At 50.9% G+C, this 18,211-nt stretch carries 27 protein-coding genes; 16 read left to right on the top strand and 11 right to left on the bottom strand.

Annotated elements, in window-relative coordinates:
* Positions 1-77 precede the first annotated feature (77 nt).
* From ACZ5NB_RS17200 to ACZ5NB_RS17190, 3 genes are read left to right on the top strand one after another with little or no spacing between them, the layout of a single operon-like run.
* Positions 78-479, top strand: coding sequence for an MbcA/ParS/Xre antitoxin family protein (locus ACZ5NB_RS17200; RefSeq protein WP_464107675.1), 402 nt, complete (start codon positions 78-80; stop codon positions 477-479).
* Positions 476-1,168 carry an RES family NAD+ phosphorylase gene (locus ACZ5NB_RS17195; RefSeq protein WP_464107674.1) on the top strand — a complete coding sequence of 231 codons (693 nt, stop codon included), beginning with the start codon at positions 476-478 and terminating at the stop codon, positions 1,166-1,168. Before ACZ5NB_RS17200 ends, ACZ5NB_RS17195 begins: the two co-directional genes overlap by 4 nt.
* On the top strand, positions 1,134-1,775 hold the full coding sequence (locus tag ACZ5NB_RS17190) for a 3'-5' exonuclease (RefSeq protein WP_464107673.1): 642 nt from the start codon (positions 1,134-1,136) through the stop codon (positions 1,773-1,775). The genes ACZ5NB_RS17195 and ACZ5NB_RS17190 overlap by 35 nt, the downstream gene beginning before the upstream one ends.
* 391 nt (positions 1,776-2,166) lie before the next feature.
* Here the strand turns inward: ACZ5NB_RS17190 and ACZ5NB_RS17185 are convergent, their stop codons facing one another.
* On the bottom strand, positions 2,167-2,778 hold the full coding sequence (locus tag ACZ5NB_RS17185) for a LysE family translocator (protein ID WP_464107672.1): 612 nt from the start codon (positions 2,776-2,778) through the stop codon (positions 2,167-2,169).
* The gene (locus ACZ5NB_RS17180) at positions 2,775-3,656 is read right to left on the bottom strand and encodes a LysR family transcriptional regulator (protein ID WP_464107671.1); all 882 of its coding nucleotides are present in this window, start codon (positions 3,654-3,656) and stop codon (positions 2,775-2,777) included. Before ACZ5NB_RS17180 ends, ACZ5NB_RS17185 begins: the two co-directional genes overlap by 4 nt.
* 142 nt (positions 3,657-3,798) lie before the next feature.
* Between ACZ5NB_RS17180 and ACZ5NB_RS17175 the strand changes: the two genes are divergently transcribed.
* From ACZ5NB_RS17175 to ACZ5NB_RS17150, 6 genes are read left to right on the top strand one after another with little or no spacing between them, the layout of a single operon-like run.
* On the top strand, positions 3,799-4,413 hold the full coding sequence (locus ACZ5NB_RS17175; protein ID WP_464107670.1) for a glutathione S-transferase family protein: 615 nt from the start codon (positions 3,799-3,801) through the stop codon (positions 4,411-4,413).
* 14 nt (positions 4,414-4,427) lie between these two features.
* Complete coding sequence (locus ACZ5NB_RS17170; protein WP_464107669.1) at positions 4,428-4,805, top strand: nuclear transport factor 2 family protein; 378 nt, start codon at positions 4,428-4,430, stop codon at positions 4,803-4,805.
* Positions 4,786-5,463 carry a DsbA family oxidoreductase gene (locus ACZ5NB_RS17165; protein ID WP_464107668.1) on the top strand — a complete coding sequence of 226 codons (678 nt, stop codon included), beginning with the start codon at positions 4,786-4,788 and terminating at the stop codon, positions 5,461-5,463. Before ACZ5NB_RS17170 ends, ACZ5NB_RS17165 begins: the two co-directional genes overlap by 20 nt.
* Positions 5,463-5,672, top strand: coding sequence for a 2-hydroxymuconate tautomerase family protein (locus ACZ5NB_RS17160; protein ID WP_464107667.1), 210 nt, complete (start codon positions 5,463-5,465; stop codon positions 5,670-5,672). The genes ACZ5NB_RS17165 and ACZ5NB_RS17160 overlap by 1 nt, the downstream gene beginning before the upstream one ends.
* A 3-nt stretch (positions 5,673-5,675) precedes the next feature.
* Positions 5,676-6,320, top strand: coding sequence for a cupin domain-containing protein (locus ACZ5NB_RS17155; protein ID WP_464107666.1), 645 nt, complete (start codon positions 5,676-5,678; stop codon positions 6,318-6,320).
* A gap of 55 nt (positions 6,321-6,375) precedes the next feature.
* On the top strand, positions 6,376-7,440 hold the full coding sequence (locus ACZ5NB_RS17150) for an NAD(P)H-dependent flavin oxidoreductase (protein ID WP_464107665.1): 1,065 nt from the start codon (positions 6,376-6,378) through the stop codon (positions 7,438-7,440).
* 137 nt (positions 7,441-7,577) lie between these two features.
* On the opposite strand, the gene ACZ5NB_RS17145 is transcribed toward ACZ5NB_RS17150, so the two are convergent.
* The 4 genes from ACZ5NB_RS17145 to ACZ5NB_RS17130 are packed head-to-tail and all read right to left on the bottom strand — an operon-like array spanning position 7,578 to position 9,800.
* Entirely contained in the window at positions 7,578-8,039 is a 462-nt protein-coding gene (locus tag ACZ5NB_RS17145) for a GNAT family N-acetyltransferase (RefSeq protein WP_464107664.1), read from the bottom strand.
* A gap of 15 nt (positions 8,040-8,054) precedes the next feature.
* On the bottom strand, positions 8,055-8,426 hold the full coding sequence (locus tag ACZ5NB_RS17140; RefSeq protein WP_464107663.1) for a hypothetical protein: 372 nt from the start codon (positions 8,424-8,426) through the stop codon (positions 8,055-8,057).
* A gap of 18 nt (positions 8,427-8,444) precedes the next feature.
* Positions 8,445-9,389 (bottom strand): hypothetical protein, encoded by a 945-nt coding sequence (locus tag ACZ5NB_RS17135; RefSeq protein ID WP_464107662.1) that lies wholly within the window; start codon positions 9,387-9,389, stop codon positions 8,445-8,447.
* A 9-nt stretch (positions 9,390-9,398) separates the two neighbouring features.
* Positions 9,399-9,800, bottom strand: a complete 402-nt coding sequence (locus ACZ5NB_RS17130; protein WP_464107661.1) for a VOC family protein — start codon at positions 9,798-9,800, stop codon at positions 9,399-9,401.
* Between the two features lie 144 nt (positions 9,801-9,944).
* Here ACZ5NB_RS17130 and ACZ5NB_RS17125 point away from each other — a divergent pair, with 144 nt between their 5' ends.
* Positions 9,945-10,502: a TetR/AcrR family transcriptional regulator gene (locus ACZ5NB_RS17125; protein ID WP_464107660.1), complete on the top strand. Its 558-nt coding sequence runs from the start codon at positions 9,945-9,947 to the stop codon at positions 10,500-10,502.
* A gap of 152 nt (positions 10,503-10,654) precedes the next feature.
* Here ACZ5NB_RS17125 and ACZ5NB_RS17120 read toward each other — a convergent pair whose 3' ends face one another.
* The 4 genes from ACZ5NB_RS17120 to ACZ5NB_RS17105 form a co-directional block, all read right to left on the bottom strand.
* Positions 10,655-11,332: a glutathione S-transferase family protein gene (locus tag ACZ5NB_RS17120; protein WP_464107659.1), complete on the bottom strand. Its 678-nt coding sequence runs from the start codon at positions 11,330-11,332 to the stop codon at positions 10,655-10,657.
* A gap of 76 nt (positions 11,333-11,408) precedes the next feature.
* Positions 11,409-12,017 carry a DNA-3-methyladenine glycosylase I gene (locus tag ACZ5NB_RS17115; RefSeq protein WP_464107658.1) on the bottom strand — a complete coding sequence of 203 codons (609 nt, stop codon included), beginning with the start codon at positions 12,015-12,017 and terminating at the stop codon, positions 11,409-11,411.
* A gap of 32 nt (positions 12,018-12,049) precedes the next feature.
* Positions 12,050-12,340, bottom strand: coding sequence for a YciI family protein (locus ACZ5NB_RS17110; RefSeq protein WP_464107657.1), 291 nt, complete (start codon positions 12,338-12,340; stop codon positions 12,050-12,052).
* A 36-nt stretch (positions 12,341-12,376) separates the two neighbouring features.
* A complete protein-coding gene (locus ACZ5NB_RS17105) occupies positions 12,377-12,949 on the bottom strand; it encodes a TetR/AcrR family transcriptional regulator (protein ID WP_464107656.1) in 573 nt (190 codons plus the stop codon).
* Positions 12,950-13,293: 344 nt separating this feature from the next.
* Here ACZ5NB_RS17105 and ACZ5NB_RS17100 point away from each other — a divergent pair, with 344 nt between their 5' ends.
* From ACZ5NB_RS17100 to ACZ5NB_RS17075, 6 genes are all read left to right on the top strand, one after another.
* The gene (locus ACZ5NB_RS17100) at positions 13,294-14,223 is read left to right on the top strand and encodes a cupin domain-containing protein (protein WP_464107655.1); all 930 of its coding nucleotides are present in this window, start codon (positions 13,294-13,296) and stop codon (positions 14,221-14,223) included.
* A 175-nt stretch (positions 14,224-14,398) separates the two neighbouring features.
* A complete protein-coding gene (locus ACZ5NB_RS17095; protein ID WP_464107654.1) occupies positions 14,399-14,890 on the top strand; it encodes a YHS domain-containing (seleno)protein in 492 nt (163 codons plus the stop codon).
* Between the two features lie 34 nt (positions 14,891-14,924).
* Positions 14,925-15,317, top strand: coding sequence for a VOC family protein (locus ACZ5NB_RS17090; protein WP_464107653.1), 393 nt, complete (start codon positions 14,925-14,927; stop codon positions 15,315-15,317).
* Positions 15,318-15,522: 205 nt separating this feature from the next.
* The gene (locus ACZ5NB_RS17085; protein WP_464107652.1) at positions 15,523-16,098 is read left to right on the top strand and encodes a cytochrome P460 family protein; all 576 of its coding nucleotides are present in this window, start codon (positions 15,523-15,525) and stop codon (positions 16,096-16,098) included.
* Between the two features lie 12 nt (positions 16,099-16,110).
* Entirely contained in the window at positions 16,111-16,461 is a 351-nt protein-coding gene (locus ACZ5NB_RS17080; protein ID WP_464107651.1) for a hypothetical protein, read from the top strand.
* 131 nt (positions 16,462-16,592) lie between these two features.
* Entirely contained in the window at positions 16,593-17,360 is a 768-nt protein-coding gene (locus tag ACZ5NB_RS17075) for a phosphotransferase (RefSeq protein WP_464107650.1), read from the top strand.
* Here the strand turns inward: ACZ5NB_RS17075 and ACZ5NB_RS17070 are convergent.
* Positions 17,296-18,135: an AraC family transcriptional regulator gene (locus ACZ5NB_RS17070; protein WP_464107649.1), complete on the bottom strand. Its 840-nt coding sequence runs from the start codon at positions 18,133-18,135 to the stop codon at positions 17,296-17,298. The two genes, ACZ5NB_RS17075 and ACZ5NB_RS17070, sit on opposite strands and share 65 nt — an antisense overlap.
* Between the last annotated feature and the right edge of the window lie 76 nt (positions 18,136-18,211).

Below are 18,211 nucleotides of genomic sequence, written 5' to 3'. Positions count from 1 at the left end.
CAATACAGTTTGCTAGGCTGTATTCAATGACTGTAATAGTACAGTTTTTAAGGTAAAGAGATTGAGAGGAGGTAAGCATGATCGCGCAAGCTGAACAGCTGCTGCAACGTGGTTCCAGTGTCACCAGTTCGCTGCTGCCGGCCATTTTCAATATCTTCAGCCAATGGCGTCTGACGGGTGCTCAGCAGATGACCCTGTTGGGGCTCAGTAATGAGAAGACCCTCTACAACTGGAAGAGCCAGCCGGAAAAGGCCAAGTTGACACGGGATCTGTTGGAGCGGGCCAGCTATATCCTGGGGATCTACAAGTCCCTCGAAATTCTGCTGCCAGATCGGGTACTGGCGGACCAGTGGCTGGCAACGCCGAACGACAATCCGCTGTTCAACGGTACAGCACCGCTGGATCGCTTGCTGGCCGGCCAGGTGGTTGACCTAGCGGTGGTGAGGGATTTCCTCGATGCCCAGCGGGGTGGCTGGTGACCGCTATCGATAACTTACCGGTTAGCGAGGTCAACGAACCGGTCTACCGGGTCATCCTATCGCGCTATCCCCAGATCCACCTGTTCGAGCGCGTCTCCAATCCCGAGGATTGGGACGTGCTCTACGCCGTCGAATCGCTAACCAATCCCAGGTTGCGCGATGAAGTTGGCGATATTCGCCTAGTACCCCCGGAGGATCGCGTCTATGGCGATGGCGCCTCCTGGATCATGGCGGCGTTCACCCACCCTCCGGTTGATGGGCGGGGTGGTCGCTTCAACCGGGACTTTGGTATCTATTACTGCGCTGCCGATGAAGCGATTGCCATCGCCGAATCGTCCTACCATCGGGCGCGATTTCTGCGGGAATCCCGCATCGACAATACCACTCAGGAAATGCGCGTCATCCGCGCACAGTTGGGTCCGACAATGTTGCATGATGTCCGTCACCAGGTGGGAAATGGTATCTATGATCCAGAGAATTATGGCGAAGCCCAGCAGCTCGGTTATGCGTTACGTGATGCCAAGAGTTTCGGTGTTCACTACCAAAGCGTAAGGGCAAAAGGCGAGTGCTACGGGGTGATGCGCGCAAGAGCGCTGTCCGATGCGATCCATTGGCGGTATCTTCGCTACCACTATGACCAAGGGATGATCGTCAATGTCGAATCCCTCGATGGCAGTGGCAGGAGGTGAGGGTATGTACAGCGAACTGCTTTGGATCTTCACCCAACTGCCGGACGATTACATCGTTCTCGACACCGAAACCACTGGACTCCCCGATGAGAACGGCCCACCGGATATCGTGACACTTGGCATCACCGTGGTAAGAAATCGAAAGATAGCGGAATCCATCGAGTTTAAAACGCGGCCAAAAAAACACATTTCAGAAGAAGCGCAGTCGATACACGGCATTCGTAACGAACAGGCCGCTGAATTCGAATCCTTCGATTCTCAGTGGTGTCAGATCGCCGAATACCTGCAAGATCAGCTCATCGTCATTCACAATGCCAGTTTTGACTGGCCGATTATGCTGGATCACGTCTCCCGATACGCTTTATCAATGCCGCCAATTCAAGGCGTGTTTTGCAGTCAGAAAGCGACCATTCCTTGGGCGCAGGCAATCAATTTGCCGTGCAGCCACAGAGGTCCATCGTTAGATGCGCTGACGAAAGCGCTTGGCGTTGAAAATCTCAGGACAAAGTTCGGTGGAATACATGGAGCGGCAATAGACAGTCAGCAGACTGCTTTGGTGGTGGAAGCCATTAGAGATCAACAAAGTGTATCCGAATTAAGCGATTGACCCTGTATTAGATAACTCAACTAGAAGAAACAGATAAAGGCTGGATATGGAAGTTAAACTGTGGGAAGGCGGCTTGCAGTCGCAAGAAGTCAAGGCGATTAAATTGGATAATTTTGCTATTCCAGATCGTCTTAACCTAGTCGATAGCTCCAGGAGCCTTAGCGATACAATATCTTTTAGTATCCCGGTAGCCCATACTATTTTTCACAAGATAGGATCGGAGAAACGTCACGGATGGGTATCAGTAGGTCACAGATTTGATTTTCCATCGGCATTATAGAGTCCGAGGATTTGCTGGAAGACTTTGAACAGGTGCTTGGCTGACGTCGAAAGTAGATCAGCTTGATACCGTTGTCGGGTAGTTCGATTGTGAATTTATGCTAACAGAGTATCAGGTTTTGAAGAGAAGATAACCTCCTGTGGCAATCATGGCTCCACCAGCTAGTGGCTTGACCGTCACGTGTAAAGCCCGTGAAGTTCTAACTACTTTCCGAGCGCAAAGTACGTAGATGATTTTGACGCCACCAACAGCAAAAACAGTAATTCCCATGATCATTGTAATGTCAGTCAAGCCAAGAGCTGCGATATCGACATACGCTGGAAACAAACTGGCGTAAAACAGAATGGCCTTGATGTCGCCCAGGGTCAGGGTCAGCCCGGCAATATAACTGGCCATTGTTCCGCCCTCGGCAACCGCCGTGCGCCGAGAACTTGATTGCTTGGCGCTTCGCATCAGTGTGATGCCAAACCAGATCAGGTATCCGGCGGCGATATAGCGAATGATTGCAAAGAGTGCGCCCATGGTCTCTGCGAGGGCGCTGAGGCCCAGAATGGCTGTGAGTGTAAAAATCAAGTCGCCAGTCACAATGCCGCAGGACGCCGCGATACCGTTGCGCACATTCAGTGTGCTGGAACGCACTACCACCAGTGCCACGCTGGAGCTGGGAACCGCAGCAAGGCCTGCCATGATTAAAAAAAGAGATAAAACGTCGTAAACAGTCACTTCGATTTTCCCTCAAACCAGGTCTGCATAAATGCAATGCAGCTTAACAGCTTGGGCTGCACAAATTGGCGATTGGGATAAAGGGCATACAGGGTGAGTTCCGGGCGCTTTGCTTTAGGAAGAATCTCTTTTAGCTTGCCACTGCGCAGACCTTCTCTGGCAACAAAGCTGGGTAGGAAACCAACGCCCAGGCTGTCCTCAATGACCTGGCGCATAAACAAGGTACTGTTGACTTTGAGTGTGCCAGCAATCGAGATGCCGTCGTTCAATGGCCAGTGATTGCCTCCTCGAAAATAGCTGTAGATAAAACAGTTGTGGTGTTGAAGGTCAGCCACTTTGCTGATTCTAGCGTGCGTTGCCAGGTAATCCGGCGAGGCGCAAACCTGGTACTGGAAGCGGGTGAGGGGCTTGCCAATGTAGCTGGAGTCAAAACGCTGGCTCGATGCCCTGAAACCCAGGTCAAAACCGTGCTCGATCAGATCCAGGCTTTCGTCGCCCAGGTGAATATCCAGTTCAATATCCGGGTAGACCTTCATATAGGCCGAAAACATGCGTGGCAGGTCGGTAATGCCGAGTGCCATGGGGGCGTTGATGCGCAGTTTGCCCTTGGGATTTGACTGCATATGTTGGACGTAGGCGTCGGCGTCATCCATGGTGATTAGCAACTCGCGGCAGCGTTGCAGGTAGCCTTCGCCAATGGGGGTTAACTGTTGCCCACGGGTGGAACGGTGCAGCAGGCGGACACCCAGTTCTTCTTCCAGGCGGCGAATCTCTTTGCTGATCATTGACGTGGTGACGTTCAGTTCATCGGCTACGGCGGTAAAACTACCGGCGTCGACCGCCCGAACGAACAGTTTTATGGCGCGAAGCTTGTCCATAGCAGGTTATCCCGGGGTTACCTATACTGTAGTTTCCAATATGTTGATAGTGTATCAACATTATTGCCATTTATTAATATGTATGAACCATCCAAACTGACCTTGCAGTACGCACTTCAACCCAAAATATTGCGAGGCTTATATGTACACACTGTATTTTCTTCCTGGAGCCTGTTCTCTGGCGACACAAGCGATACTCCATGAGTTGGGGCAACCTGTTGAGCTGATCCATAAACAGGATGCCGATCACTACGAAACCCTGAATCCTTCCGGAACGGTACCGGTATTGATTGATCAGAACCGGGTGTTGAACGAAGGCGTGGCGATTTTGCTGCACTTGCTGGACAAGCACGACAATCAACTTATTGCCCGCGATGGAGAACAGCGGCACCGGGCTATCGAGCATATGATGTTTGCCAATGCCTCCATGCACCCGGCCTACGGCAGGCTGTTCTTTATCGAGCGTCATATCAGCCACGCCGAAGGCAAACAGCAGGCGTTCGCTGCCGCCGCCAGCGCCATCAACACGCTTTGGGCGGCGGCAGAGACAAAACTTAAGGGTAAATCCTACCTAGGCGGTGAATCGCCATCGCCTGCGGATTTTCTACTGGCGGTTTATTCCCGTTGGGGTCAGTTCTTTCCGGTGGATATTGTGATTGGCCCGAGTGCGCGGCGAATGATCGACAGCATCATTGCCCGCGATAGTTTCCAGAAAGCCTTGCAGCAGGAAAGTGCCTATAGCAGCGCCGCGGCCTGAAAGAGAGGTTTGCCATGAATGACGAAGCAGAAATACGGTCAATGGTGGATGCCTATTTTGCCGGCTTGCATTACGGCGATGCTGCCAGGTTGGCAACATTGTTTGACGACGATTGCGTATTGAAAGCACCAGGGCTGCGGCGAAGTTGTCAAACCTGGCTTACTGATGTCTCGAACAGGCCTGTCCCTCATGCCATCGGGCACCGCGAGGATTACCAGATCATCTGGCTGGAGCTCGAAGGCGAGCAGGCCATGGTCAAGGTGGATTGCCCGTTACCTCACGGGCATTTTATTGACTACCTGGGATTTTTGAAGGAAGAGGGTGCCTGGAAAGTTGTGAACAAAATGTATGCGCTAAAAGCAGGAGTGAGCAATGCAAACGCTGAAAATTGAAATGATTCATGATGTGGTCTGTTCCTGGTGTCATATTGGTTATCACAATATCAGCAAGGCGCTGGACAGACTTTCACACAGGGTGTCGGTGGACTTTCATTACCTGCCGTTTCAGCTCAACCCTGAGCTGGATCCTCAGGGTGTGGATATCACCGAGCACCTCTGCCAGCGCAACCAGTGGAGCCTGCCCGAGGCCATGGCGTACCGGGAAGATCTGGTGAAAAAGACCAAGGAGGTGGGTGTGATCATCGATTTCAGCAAGCGTACCCGCTACTACAATACGGCCATGGCGCACCGTTTGATACTCGCCGCCGGGAATCTCGGCATACAGCGGCAGATGCACGAGGCCCTGCTGCAGGCATATCATGTAGAAGGTGAAAATATCAGTGACAGGGCTGTGCTGAAAAAGGTCGCCAAATCTATTGGTTTTGCTGGAGAGGCTGTTGATCAGGCATTGCTATCTGATGCGGTTGGCCGACAGTTACTCGATTTGTCGGAGCGTGTTCGTCGCTATCAAGTCGGCTTGGTACCCGCGTTTATTTTTAATGAAAACCATTTGGTCAGAGGATCGAACTCAACGGAATTCTTCGAGCAGCTGATCCGATCAGATTTTCTGGCCGAAGACTCGGCTGGCAAGCCAGTAGAGGAGGCTATCTGATGCCTTATGTGAATATCAAAGTAACCGATGAACATGTCAGCATCGAACAAAAGCGGCAGCTAATTGAAGGCGCGACCCAATTGCTGGTGCAGGTGCTGAATAAAGACCCGGCAACCACCCATGTCGTGATTGATGTGGTGCCAACCGATAACTGGGGTGTGTCGGGTCAGTCGGTGACGACATTGCGTCAGCAGCAGGCACAGGAGTAACAAATGTTGAATATGGATTTCAGTCGACGGGTGGTGATTGATTCACACCAACAGGACTGGATTGCCAGCCCCATGCCCGGCGTATGGCGCAAACCCCTGGCACGGGAAGATACCGAGCGTGGTCACGCTACCAGTATTGTCCGTTATGAGTCCGGGGCCTCATTTTCGGCACACAATCATCCGAAGGGTGAGGAAATTCTGGTGCTGGAAGGTGTGTTTTCCGATGAGACCGGTGACTACCCGGCGGGGACGTATTTTCGCAATCCGGAAGGTTTTCGCCATGCACCGTTCAGCACAGAGGGCTGTGTGATCCTGGTAAAGCTGCACCAGTTTCAGCCGGATGATAATGCGCATGTTTGTATCGATACTAACACTGCACAGTGGTTGCCGGGGCAGGGAAGGCTTGAGGTACTGCCCCTGCATGATTTCAATGGCGAGCATGTGGCACTGGTGCGCTGGCCCGCAGGGGAGAGATTCCAACCTCATGTGCATGTGGGGGGCGAGGAAATCTATGTAATCAGAGGTGAGTTTATCGATGAGCAGGGCCGATACCCGGCAGGCAGCTGGATTCGAAGCCCGCATTTGAGCCGACATAACCCCCACGTTGAGCAGGAAACACTGATTTGGGTCAAGACCGGGCATTTGTGAAGGCGTGGAGACGCTCATCTGTTGGCACTAGCAGAGAGGATGAAAAGAAATGGTTATGAGACTTCAGGATCTGTTGGGTATTGAGCTGCCCGTCATTCAGGCGCCCATGGCGGGTGTGCAGGGCAGTGCATTGGCCATTGCGGTATCCAATGCCGGGGGGTTGGGTTCGCTGCCCTGTGCCATGCTGGATGGTGACAGCATGGCACAGGAAATCACAGCGATCCAATCACAAACATCAAAGCCGTTTAATGTGAATTTTTTCTGTCATACACCGCCGCAACCGGATGCAGGAAGGGAAGCCCGTTGGCGTGAATTGCTTGCCCCGTATTACCGGGAACTGGGGATTGATCAGCAGAGCATTAAATCCGGCGCGGGCCGATCTCCGTTCAGCCAGCAGGCGGTAGAGATTGTAGCTGAGTTGAAACCACCGGTAGTCAGCTTCCACTTTGGCCTGCCGGAACCGGATCTTCTGGGGAGTGTTAAAAGCACCGGCGCGAAAATCCTGGCCAGCGCCACCACGGTTGCGGAGGCGCTTTGGCTTGAGGCGCGCGGTGTCGATGCCATTATTGTCCAAGGTACGGAAGCAGGAGGGCATAGGGGTAGCTTTCTTTCGGACGACCTGAGTCTTCAGATGGGTACCTTTGCCCTGGTGCCGCAGGTCGTCGGCAGAGTGAAGGTGCCGGTAATTGCCGCCGGAGGCATTGCCTCTGCCGACGGCGTGGCGGCTGCCATGAAGCTGGGCGCGGTCGGCGTACAAGTGGGGACGGCCTATTTGTTGTGTCCTGAAGCTTCTACCAGCGCCATACATCGTGCGGCCCTGCGATCGACGCAGGCGCAGTATACCGCCATCACCAATCTGTTTACCGGACGACCGGCGCGGGGGATTGTCAACCGCTTGATTCGGGAGCTCGGACCCATGAATCCCGCTGCGCCACTGTTCCCTTTGGCGGCATCAGCTATTGCGCCACTGTTCCCTTTGGCGGCATCAGCTATTGCGCCATTGCGCGCCAAAGCAGAGAGCCAGGACATTAACGATTTCTCGCCATTATGGGCAGGACAAAACACGACAGGGTGTAAAGAGATTACGGCAGGAGAGTTAACCCGGCAATTGGCAGGGTGATTGAAGAGTGCTTTGTGAGAGATGCGCAATGCCCTGATTGGTGATCACATCAAGCAGGGACTATTGCAAAAATACGATTGCAAAAAGAATGACGCTCAATCCTCAATAAATTTACTGATTATCCCCGGAGCAAAAAGTTACTCCACCGCCAGCGTATATGTCGTGAACCTGTTCCCGAGTAGTTGGCTTTCGTGCACGCTCTGTGCAATTTTTGTGAGGAATTTATATGCCGGTCGGGTATGAAGGAAATGAATGGATATTGTTTGATGCCCCAGCTCCTTTGCCCAGGCCATGAGGTCCCGGAATATTTTTGGTCCCAGTCCCCAGTAGCTGTCATCCAACACAACGGCAATTTCATAGTCGTTATTGTCGTTCTGTATACCGCACCAGCCGATACACTGACCATCAACCACAATGGCCCGTACTCGACAGCCGGGAGTCGTGTCCATTTCGATTTTTGTCTTAATCCATAATTGTAACGATTCTCTGTCAAAGGGTTGGTGATTCATCAGATGAGCCCGGACTCGTTCCTTGTTTAACAGGGATAATAACGGGTCAGGATCGATCTGGTTTAATGTTCTATATTCAATGGGTTTCATATCGCATTCGACGGTTCAGTGGATCAAGTATTTTTGAATATCTTCACGGGTTAACTGAAAAGTGTAATGCAGCGGCGTAGTGCCGCCGATGACCAGATAACGCAAGTTTGCCTTGTATGTCAGGTTGCAGTGTACCTTCCAGTGTTCGACCGCCTTGTTGACGGCATTAACCAGTCGTTTTCTCGCAAGCTCATTTCCGACCAGGCTGACTTTAAGTTGTTGTTGTGCAGCCGAGATCACATGCTCGTATAACTTAGCATACGCTGGATGTTCAAGGACGTCTGGTTTTCCTGAAAGCCACTCGGGTACATTCTCCTCGGCAATTGCGTGGCAGCACAGCACTATCCACAGTACAAATAAAAGCGGTTTTGAAAGCTTATGGGGCATCGCTACACTCCTGTAGTTTTAGCGGGAAATGGTTGATGAAGCTCGGACAGCATTCCCTATCGATTCCCAGCGATAGGGAAGGGCATTGCCAATAACATAGCCCCCTTTTAGTGACAGTCGAATCACTCTGTCCTGGTCTGTGCAAAGGGTTGGGTCTTCCGTTTTCCAAATTACCTCGGCGGTCATGGTCAGGCTGATAATGTTTCCTCCTGAAAAATCTAGAAAGAGCAAGCCGGCCCGGGGGTCTACAGTCAGGTTGCCAATGGTGTTGAAAAACGAATTGCCAGGGTAGTCGGGGATGATCAGTCGATGGTGATCGTCAAAATTAATGAACCCGGGTCGGCCTCCCCGATGGGAAACATCCATGCCGGAGCTTTTGTCGGCGCGCTCGCTTGAATAGGCGCTGGCAATAAAGCAGGTGTCGGCCCTGATGATGAATTCGTGCAACTTGCTGCTCCAGTTGTTGAAGCATTCGGAGGAGGGTTTGCCCTCACGCGGTTTGGCCTGTAGCCGACGTTGCTGAATATATTGGGGGCAATTGCCGAAACTCTGTTGAACATCGATGGCGACCTGATGCTGATCTCTTTTGACAACAATGCCGTTCAGTCGATTGCGGCGACGAGTTTCAAGGTCAATGCCGAGCAATCCCACCTGACAGTTGATGTGCAGGTGCGGAAGAATAGTATCCGAGTGGCTGCCTGATGTATCAATAGTGAGCCGTTGGGGGGAGGGTGACCGGATAAAACCAGGGTTGCCGAATAGCGGGCTGGCCCACAGGTGACTGTGTTTATCTTCACCGCCGACAATCACCATGGGGAGGCTGGCGAAGAATTCCCGGTGCTGATCCGGCATGTAATCACGGATGAGCCGTGGGCCGAGGTCGGCCATTTTTTCCTCAACACCGGCCCGGGCTTGTACCGTGAGTTCTCCACTGTGCCATATGTTCTGGGTATTGGTGGTCATGATACTGCCTCAGCTGGCGGTAATAAACTCGACCCGGATGCCCCCCGGTATAGTACACATCATATGCATGATGTCGGTTTGCCCCAGGGGTTCAGGCTTGAATTCAATGTTGACGCCACCATGCTCTACGAGTTGGCCGTACAGCACTGCAAGCGTCTCGCGAGTCGCTACCTTGAGTGCAAAGTGATGAAGCCCAATATTGTGGTGGCGATCAAACGAGATCGCTGAGCGATCGCCCATGGCCTGCCAGAGAGTCAACATTACCGTGCCGTCGCTGACAAATATTGCCGGGTAATCCGGCTTTTCGCCGACGATTTCAAAGCCTAGTTGATCGCAAAAGAATTGGGATGTTGCGTGGATGTCTTTTACCGTTAGTCCCAGGTGGTGAATGCCTTGAGTAGGTTGGTGCATGGTTGTGCCCTCCAATAATGGGTTCTGGCAAGAGGTGAACAGATCTGTCTATATCTGGGTGAGAGGTTAGGTGAACAGATCTGTTCATGTCAAGCGCTTTTCTGTATCCTGTGGCCAGCTTTGCCATTCAGGTAACCACCGAACATGCAGACACGAAAACAGCACCTCATCGACATCGCCTATAGGCTTTTCAATGAATATGGCTACCATGCCACCGGTATCGACCGGATATTGGCGGAGTCGGGGGTTTCAAAAGCGACGCTGTATAAGCACTTTCGTTCCAAGGACGAGCTGGTCGTTGCCGTATTGCAGCAACGGCATGAGCAGCTGATGCAGTCAGTGGGTGAGGCCATTGAACAGGTGGAGCTGCGAGGAGAGTCGCCGGCGCTGGTGATCTTTGATGTATTGAACGAGTGGTTTCACAGCGATCACTTCTTTGGCTGTAATTTTATCAACGCCAGCGCCGAATATGCTGAAGAAGGGCATGTGATATACATCCTGGCCGCTGAGCACAAAGCCGCGATGCAGGATTTGATTGAACATAGCCTGGTGGAAATTTCTGGCAGACGGAAAAGACAGCAAATGGCGGCGCAGTTGGCACTATTGGTCGATGGCGCCATTGTGCGCGCGCACACCCGAGGTGATCACGATGCCGCGCAGCTGGCCAAAAAAATGGCGACGCAGTTGCTGCATCAACAGTAAACAGAGGATTGTACGGGCATGGTTGCCATCAGTATCCGGCCGTGAGCAGCCGCAGTAGCCGGATACTTTTTCTTGCGCGTAGCGCTGTGGTCATTCAGCCATTCTGGATGATTTACCTATCGCAATGTGTTGGTGGGTAGGGATGGTGGTCGTTAGGCCACCGCATAATTCTGTGGAAACATTGCGCGCAGAGCTTCTTCATCCATCTCTGTTTTGAATATAAGGTCCTTACCCACCTGACGAGCCCTGCTGACTGCCGGGCGGCTATTCACCCTCTGATACCAGCGTTTAAGATTGGGGTAGACCTCCAGTGCATTATCACCAAGCACGCCCGGAGCCCGGTCTATCCAGCCCCAGGCTGCTATATCGGCAATCGTGTATTCATTTCCCGCAAGATAGTCCTGATTGTTTAACTGTTGGTCCAGTACCTGGTAATGTCGCTGGGCCTCCCGTTGATAGCGGTTGATGGCATAGGGCAGTTTTTCTGGTGCGTAGTGCGTGAAGTGCACTGCTTGCCCGGAATAGGGGCCGAGCCCGGTGGCGACAAACATCAACCACGAAAGCAGTTCACCTCGGTTTGCAGTTTGCCCGATGAACTGACCGGTCTTGTCGCCCAGATAGAGCAGAATGGCATTGGAGTCAAAGACGCGTACACCGTCATCTTCGATCGCCGGCATTTTTCCATTGGGGTTTATTGCGCGAAAGGCCGGATCATGTTGTTCGCCTCTGAATACATCGATGGGAACAAGCTGATAGGGCAGTGCGGTTTCCTCAAGAAATAGCGCCACTTTCATGGGGTTCGGGGTGTGATGGAAGTAAAACTTGATCATGGGTTGGTCCTGTGTGGGTGGGTTGAAAAACGTTCTTAGACTGCGGCTGGCGGACATGGCTGGCGTTTCGTGTCTATCAGGTGGGTTTTCGGAAGCGTTTGCGACTACTTTCCACTTTCGCCCGTATGGCACACGCTTCGAGGTGGTCATTCAACAGTCCCATTGCCTGCATGAAGGCATACACCGTGGTGGGGCCGACAAATTTCCATCCGCGCTTTTTCAGTTCTTTTGACAGGGCTATGGATTCTAGGGACGTAGATGCGCTTTGCGGTTCAAGACGTTGCTGGGCATCGGGTTCGTAGCGCCAGATAAAAGCGGCGAGGGAGCCCTCTCGATCAACCAATTCCCTGGCCCGTTTCGCGTTGTTGATGGTGGCTTCTATTTTTCCGCGATGCCGGACGATACCCTCGTCCTTAAGCAGGTGATTGACATCCCGCTGGGTAAAATTAGCCACTTTATAAAAATCAAAGTGATGAAAGGCGCGCCGGAAGTTCTCGCGTTTGGCAAGAATAGTGCGCCAGCTCAACCCTGATTGAAATCCTTCCAGGCACAGTTTTTCAAATAATCGCTGATCGTCACTGACGGGAAAGCCCCATTCCGTATCGTGGTAAGTGAGAAATTCAGGCGCTGCGCTGCACCATCCGCAGCGTGGCCGCCCATCGGGGCCTGTGATTGTTGTTGTCATAAATCAGTACCTTGCTGCCAGGTGTTCATTGCTTAGTTGTCTATGAGAAAAGCGAGGCGATTATCGGCAAGACCTGGTGTGATTTGGATAATCTCCACATTGACTATTTTGTTCACCACGAAAGGGTCTTGATTAACCCGGCTTTGAAGATCCGGCAGGGAAATGTTGTGCGCGAAAACCGCGCCGCCCGCACGGGAATGCAGGCCGCCGGACAGCAAAAAAACACCGTCATCAAAGCCACGCTTGAGCCAGTTGTTATGCGCCTCCATATGCTGGCTGGCTTGCGATGGGTTTCCTGAAAATTTAAGCAGTACAACGAACATTTTTTTATCCTTTCTGGTGGTTTTCCATAGTCTTTATCAAGGCTGTTCAACGGGTAGGGTATCCATCCAGTCGCACATTTTCTTCACTTCCCGCCTGACATATTTAACGTCGTTAAAGGTGTTTCCCATTGTTGCCACGCCTTGGCTCCAGGAGAGAACCTGCATGGCCAGTGCATCGGCATTTTTTTTATGTCCCAGCAAGCTGAACTGTTGTTTTAGCCATATCCGAAAGAGAGCAAATACGTTGCTGGCGTGTTCCCTTGATGGATGATTTAATTTCGCCATTTCAGTACACAGCGTGCCCACGGGGCATCCGTAGTCCTTGATCATGGTCCAGTTGGTCAAAAGGATGTTGATATAGCTTTTGATGCGTTCCCTGGGTGAATCCTGTTCATTCCATCCTTCAAGCATTTGCTCTGTCGTACCTATACGAACGCGTATTACGGCATCAAGAATGTCATCTTTTGTTTTGAAGTGATGATAAAAATTTCCACGGGATATATTGACCGCTTTTGCGATGTCGGCGAATGAGGTGTGCGAGAAACCCTGTCGATAAAACAAGTCATCGGCTGCCTCGATGATCTGGGCTCGGGTAGTGGCATTGTTCATAACGTATTCTCTGAATCAGCGCTTGTTTGGGTTGCTAAATACCAATCGGTATTTTTATCTTTCGGTGTAGGACAAATGTCCTATGTGTTAAAAGTAGGGCAAGTGTCCTAGTGGTGTCAAGTGTTAGATTAATAGCGACCACAATTAGAAACAGTTAAGAAATGGTAAGGTGCTTTCCTTATGGACAGTTCTTTAGCGCTGAAATCACTTTTGAGGAGAATCGGAACCGGTTTGACTCTAGCTGCCAAACCTTACTTTGTACGGAAAGATAAATTCGATAGATCCTGAATCAACTAATACGCAGAGAGATACGTAGTCTTGCTGATTTTCAAAGGGTTTTGGAAATGGATTTACTCAACGATATTCTCAGTACTCTTAACCTGAAAGGCACGCTGTATTTTCGTACCGAGTTTAGTGGTAAATGGGCAGTGACTGTACCCACCCTGGCTGAAGCGGCCAGGTTTCATTTGGTGGTAAAAGGTCGTTGCCATGTCAGGATTGCTGAAGACCAATACCAGGCCTTATCACCTGGGGATATTATTCTGGTGCCGAAGGGACGGTCTCACATCCTTTCAGATGCGCCGCAAAAAACCGCACCACCCCTTGAAAAAATCATCAGCCAGTCAGGTTACAAAGGTGATGGTTTACTGGTTTATGGCTGTAAATCGGCCGGCCTGCAAACCCAAATGGTCTGTGGGCATTTTTCTTTCCGCCCCGGTGCTGACCACCCGATTCTGCGTCACCTGCCGGATTTTATTACTGTGACTGCCGCAGGCCGAAAAAAACTCCCTTTGCTTGATGAGGCATTGCGCCTGATAGCGGAGCGGGTTTTTTCCGAAAGCCTGGGTTCTACAGCAGCGGTAACCCGGTTGTCTGAAATTGTTTTTATGGAAATACTGCAATCGGCCATGAGTACTGGCGAAAAGCACACCTCCATGATGGATGCACTACGGGATACACGGATTGCCAAATCATTACAGTTAATTCACCGCAACCCCGATAAACCCTGGACGGTGGATTCCCTTGCCTGCGAAGTCGCCATGTCGAGAAGCCGGTTTTCAGAAAGGTTCAGGAACCTGGTTGGGGAAACGCCCATGACCTACCTAGCGGAGTGGCGTTTACAAAAATCACTGGAATTACTGGGTGATACCCGGCGTCCTATTCAGCAGGTGGCCACTGAAACCGGCTATCAATCACCTGCAGCATTTACCCGCGCCTTTCAGGGGAAATTCGGTGTTTCGCCAAGGGCTTACCGGACACAAAAACTCGCTTAAATCAGCCTCCCAGGATGCCTGAAGCAAGCTGATTTTGCAGCGCGTACCAAAATGTTTGCACAGGGTTTCAATATCGAGTCTTGCTGTTGTTGATGCGGATGGCTTGCACAAAAATCCTCTACACCAGCCTAGGTTGCTGGTTACCCATTAAACCCAATATATGAGGATTTTTACAATGAAAAAGCAAACCAAATTAGCAACTGTAGTTTCCGCCACCCTGATGATTCTTGGCGCTTCCCAGGCAACACTGGCAGCAGATGAATACAACACCGCAACAGGTCTGACCGCTGCTGGCGCACCCCTGGCTTTCCACGGTGTTGACCCCGTTGCCTTTATTGATATCGAAAACCGCATCACCGGCACTGCAAAATATACTGCCGTACACGATGGTGTTGCTTACTATTTTTCTTCCCAAGAAAACGCCGTCAAGTTTGAGAAAAACCCTTCTCGTTACCAGCCCCAAAACGGCGGCTTCTGCACCTTTGGTGTTTCAGTGGGCAAGAAGTTTGACGGCAATCCCCAGTATGCCGATATCGTCGATGACAAGCTGTATGTCTTCCTGAACGAAGATATTTACAAGGAGTATCTGAAAGACCGCAAGGGCACTATCCGGAAAGCAGAAAAGAACTGGAAAAAGATTCGCCACACCGCAGCGGCTGAACTTTAGTCTCCCTACACCTTTCAAGAATCCAAGGAGTTCCATGATGAATATTATTGACCATTTAAGTGTTGGCGTGCCCTCTATTGCAGAGGGCACCGATTTCTACAACGAGGTGATGGCAGCACTGGGCTATGACCTGATTGTCGCAACCGATGGCTTTGCCGCTTACGGCAAAGGTGCACCGCAGTTTCTGCTAATGACACCTTACGACGGCAAGCCGTACAGCGCGGGGAATGGTGTACACATTGCCTTTACCGCACTGTCAGAGCAGGCCGTGGACAGCTTTCATCAACAGGCCTGTGCGCGGGGCGGACGCTGTGAGGGAAAACCGGGCGATCGCCCATCTTATCCCAAGGCTGGTGTTTACGCGGCCTTTGTGCGAGACCCTTTCGGCAATAAGCTGGAAGCTATCTGCAATGGCTTTTCCGCCTAAATCACGCAGGTACTGATTTTAAGTCATCCTTATGGGTGGCTTTCTTCTCATGCTTTTTGTCATTTGTACTTCAGGTAAAAAAGTTTAGACCTTCCATCATCTGAAGCCCGTTGTTTTTAGTCATTATCACTTTGCAATTTATGGAGTTGGCTGTTGTTTATGGGTTGATAGTGACTTTTAACCCACATGCATCAAGGAGAAAACCATGAAAAAGAAAATGATAGTTTTAATCCTGCTTTTAAGCGGTTTGTCGATTGTCAGCCTGGCGGATGAAATTCAAACGCCTATCGGGGCCGCTGTATTCAATAGCAAAGGCGAATTGCTGCAACCCAGAAACTTCAAGCAATGGGTGTTTATCGGCGCACCCCTCACGCCCAATGGACTTAACAATGGCCAGGCGGCTTTCCCTGAATTTCACCATGTTTATATCAACCCGGGTGCCTATGCCGTGTATCAGCAGACTGGAATATTCCCAGAAGGAACAGTCATAGCCAAGGAGCTGGTGTTGTTGCAAAAACCAGATCACAAAGATGGCTCAAAAAATGCGCCTTCAGGTCGTGGCTTTTTTGCCGGTGAATTCCAGGGAATGGATGTGATGGTGAAGGACTCCACCCGTTTTGCCAAAACCAATGGCTGGGGGTTTTTCAACTTTGGTCACCATGCGCCGCCCTACAAGGCATCTGCAAAGGCCGCTCAGGAAGAAGCCTGTGCAGCCTGTCATACCGCTAATGCCCATGAAGATATGGTGTTCACCCATTTTTACCCGGTTCTGGATTTTTAGAGGAATAACGTTATGAAAAAACTGTTTGGATTTATTGCTGTTGCCCTGCTGTCTGCGGCCCTATCGAGTCATGCGGATACGGTTGTTAAAGAGTTACCCGATGTTAAGCCGGGTCAGTTTTTTGGTGGGGTTTTTGGCTTTATGGTGGGTTCACTTGGTGGGCCTGTTGGAGCACTCGCTGGGGGCAGCATAAGCTGGTTTGCCGGTGGAAAAATACAGGAGGCTTCCGGCGTTACCGGCAGGGCCTATGAAGTGGAAAAAGATGATGGCTCACTAACTGTTGTTAGGTCTCCCAACCAGCAGTGGCAACCTGGCGACAAAGTTCGCATTGAAAACGCTCGGTTGGTGGCAATAGTGCCATGAATTAAGAACTTTCTTTGATGCTTCCCTGATTACCTGTGGGGAAGCTTTTTTCTGATTTCAACTGCGCTCTATATTTTGTTCCCAATTTTTTACTTTAATTTCAACATCCAATTTTTTAGAGATGCTGCAAAATGTCAGCAATAGACTTTACACAACAGCCTTTTACAAACGCACACTGCCTATCTCTTGGCCAGGGTTTGAAGGCCAGTGTATTCAAAGTGGTTTTAGATGATCAGCAAATTATCCTAAAGGATTTTTCTAAGGCTCCTGTCTATCTGAAACCTGTAGTGAAAATACTGATGCGGCGTGAAGTTCGTGTGCTTAAATACCTCCAGGGTTCACCCCATGTACCCGCTTTGGTAAAAGTCATTGATCCTTACCGGTTTGCGATGGAATACATTGAGGGCGCTCATCCGGACAAGGCGCATCCTAGGCCACATTTCGGTTTGTACCAGCAGGCCATGAACTTCCTACTTGCCATGCACAAAGCCGGGGTGATTCATAATGACCTGCGTCGGAAAAACCTGATTCTTCACCCAGAGCGCGGGCTGGTATTTATTGACTTTGGAGCAGCCTTGCTAATGCCTCGATGTCTCGGTGAAAAAAGACTATCCGGCTTCTCTCCCCTTTGTTGGTTAACCACTAAACTACAACTTGCAGATCGGTATCATCTGATCCGTCTTAAACGCCACCTGAGCTGCGAGCCATCAACAGAGCAGGAGCTGAATGTATTGCAGAGGGGCCGCCCCTTTCGCAGGACCACCCTGGTATGGAAATTACTGTTCCGGGATAAAAAGCTGGCTTGCGGGTCAACAAGAGGCTTAGGACCACTTACTACCAGGCCGCCTTCGCCCATGCGCTGGGAGTCTGACCAAAACGCCCGGCAAAAGCACGGGTAAAAGCCGCAGGACTGCTGTAGCCTACCTGATCGGAAACCAGTGATACAGGCCGCCCTTTTTTAAGCAGGGATTTTGCAACGCCCAATCGCCAGTGGCTAAGGTAATCACCGGGTGTCATGCCCAGAGTTTCACGAAATTTCACAGCAAAACTGGCACGGGACATTCCTGCCTTGCTGGCAAGCTGCTCCAGGGTCCATGCCTTTTCCGGCTCTTTGTGAATACTGGTCAATGCCTTGGCCAAACGTTGATCCGCCAGACCTGCCAACAAACCAATATCGTTGCTGTCGTTTTCCATGCTGATTCGCAGCAGTTGAATCACCAGTAATTCACAAATTCTGTTCAATGCAGCCTGTCGCCCACAGGCCGGATTGAAGGCCTCCTCAAACAATAAATTGAGAATAGCCAAGAGATGCGGATTACTATCCAGCTCGACAGGAATCAGCCCCGGCATCACTTGAGTAACCGGGTTTTCCAGACCATCGCCAAAATCGATTTCGCCACATACGGTAATGACCTCGCCTTCTTCGGTCAGGGGCACCAGTCGGTGGGTTACCGGCTTCATATAGAACAGCAGGAAAGGTGCGCGAATCACCTCAGAAGGTTTGGTGGGCGTTTCAACCCGTATAGCACCCTGCTTCAGCACATGGATGTGCCCGCGTCCGGCTTCATGGCGATAGCTGGATGCCCCACACAGTGGTCCGGTATTGAACACATGGGCACGCAGGGAGAACCGTTCAAAAATACTGGCCAGACGATCTAACGTATTAGTAGTCACCAGACACCTATTTTTAGACTAATTGATAAATTATATAAACGAAATGCGTCTTTAAGTCCAATAAAAATACCTATTA

This window comes from Aurantivibrio plasticivorans (assembly GCF_055392955.1).
Note: the sequence above shows the minus strand (reverse complement) of the source record. Positions and strands in the feature narration are given on the sequence as shown.

Coding starts and splice junctions, on each gene's coding strand:
- ACZ5NB_RS17200 (WP_464107675.1), top strand. CDS start 78: ATGATCGCGCAAGCTGAACAGCTGCTGCAACGTGGTTCCAGTGTCACC.
- ACZ5NB_RS17190 (WP_464107673.1), top strand. CDS start 1,134: ATGTCGAATCCCTCGATGGCAGTGGCAGGAGGTGAGGGTATGTACAGC.
- ACZ5NB_RS17180 (WP_464107671.1), bottom strand. CDS start 3,656: ATGGACAAGCTTCGCGCCATAAAACTGTTCGTTCGGGCGGTCGACGCC.
- ACZ5NB_RS17175 (WP_464107670.1), top strand. CDS start 3,799: ATGTACACACTGTATTTTCTTCCTGGAGCCTGTTCTCTGGCGACACAA.
- ACZ5NB_RS17170 (WP_464107669.1), top strand. CDS start 4,428: ATGAATGACGAAGCAGAAATACGGTCAATGGTGGATGCCTATTTTGCC.
- ACZ5NB_RS17165 (WP_464107668.1), top strand. CDS start 4,786: ATGCAAACGCTGAAAATTGAAATGATTCATGATGTGGTCTGTTCCTGG.
- ACZ5NB_RS17160 (WP_464107667.1), top strand. CDS start 5,463: ATGCCTTATGTGAATATCAAAGTAACCGATGAACATGTCAGCATCGAA.
- ACZ5NB_RS17155 (WP_464107666.1), top strand. CDS start 5,676: ATGTTGAATATGGATTTCAGTCGACGGGTGGTGATTGATTCACACCAA.
- ACZ5NB_RS17150 (WP_464107665.1), top strand. CDS start 6,376: ATGAGACTTCAGGATCTGTTGGGTATTGAGCTGCCCGTCATTCAGGCG.
- ACZ5NB_RS17145 (WP_464107664.1), bottom strand. CDS start 8,039: ATGAAACCCATTGAATATAGAACATTAAACCAGATCGATCCTGACCCG.
- ACZ5NB_RS17140 (WP_464107663.1), bottom strand. CDS start 8,426: ATGCCCCATAAGCTTTCAAAACCGCTTTTATTTGTACTGTGGATAGTG.
- ACZ5NB_RS17135 (WP_464107662.1), bottom strand. CDS start 9,389: ATGACCACCAATACCCAGAACATATGGCACAGTGGAGAACTCACGGTA.
- ACZ5NB_RS17130 (WP_464107661.1), bottom strand. CDS start 9,800: ATGCACCAACCTACTCAAGGCATTCACCACCTGGGACTAACGGTAAAA.
- ACZ5NB_RS17125 (WP_464107660.1), top strand. CDS start 9,945: ATGCAGACACGAAAACAGCACCTCATCGACATCGCCTATAGGCTTTTC.
- ACZ5NB_RS17120 (WP_464107659.1), bottom strand. CDS start 11,332: ATGATCAAGTTTTACTTCCATCACACCCCGAACCCCATGAAAGTGGCG.
- ACZ5NB_RS17115 (WP_464107658.1), bottom strand. CDS start 12,017: ATGACAACAACAATCACAGGCCCCGATGGGCGGCCACGCTGCGGATGG.
- ACZ5NB_RS17110 (WP_464107657.1), bottom strand. CDS start 12,340: ATGTTCGTTGTACTGCTTAAATTTTCAGGAAACCCATCGCAAGCCAGC.
- ACZ5NB_RS17105 (WP_464107656.1), bottom strand. CDS start 12,949: ATGAACAATGCCACTACCCGAGCCCAGATCATCGAGGCAGCCGATGAC.
- ACZ5NB_RS17100 (WP_464107655.1), top strand. CDS start 13,294: ATGGATTTACTCAACGATATTCTCAGTACTCTTAACCTGAAAGGCACG.
- ACZ5NB_RS17095 (WP_464107654.1), top strand. CDS start 14,399: ATGAAAAAGCAAACCAAATTAGCAACTGTAGTTTCCGCCACCCTGATG.
- ACZ5NB_RS17090 (WP_464107653.1), top strand. CDS start 14,925: ATGATGAATATTATTGACCATTTAAGTGTTGGCGTGCCCTCTATTGCA.
- ACZ5NB_RS17085 (WP_464107652.1), top strand. CDS start 15,523: ATGAAAAAGAAAATGATAGTTTTAATCCTGCTTTTAAGCGGTTTGTCG.
- ACZ5NB_RS17080 (WP_464107651.1), top strand. CDS start 16,111: ATGAAAAAACTGTTTGGATTTATTGCTGTTGCCCTGCTGTCTGCGGCC.
- ACZ5NB_RS17075 (WP_464107650.1), top strand. CDS start 16,593: ATGTCAGCAATAGACTTTACACAACAGCCTTTTACAAACGCACACTGC.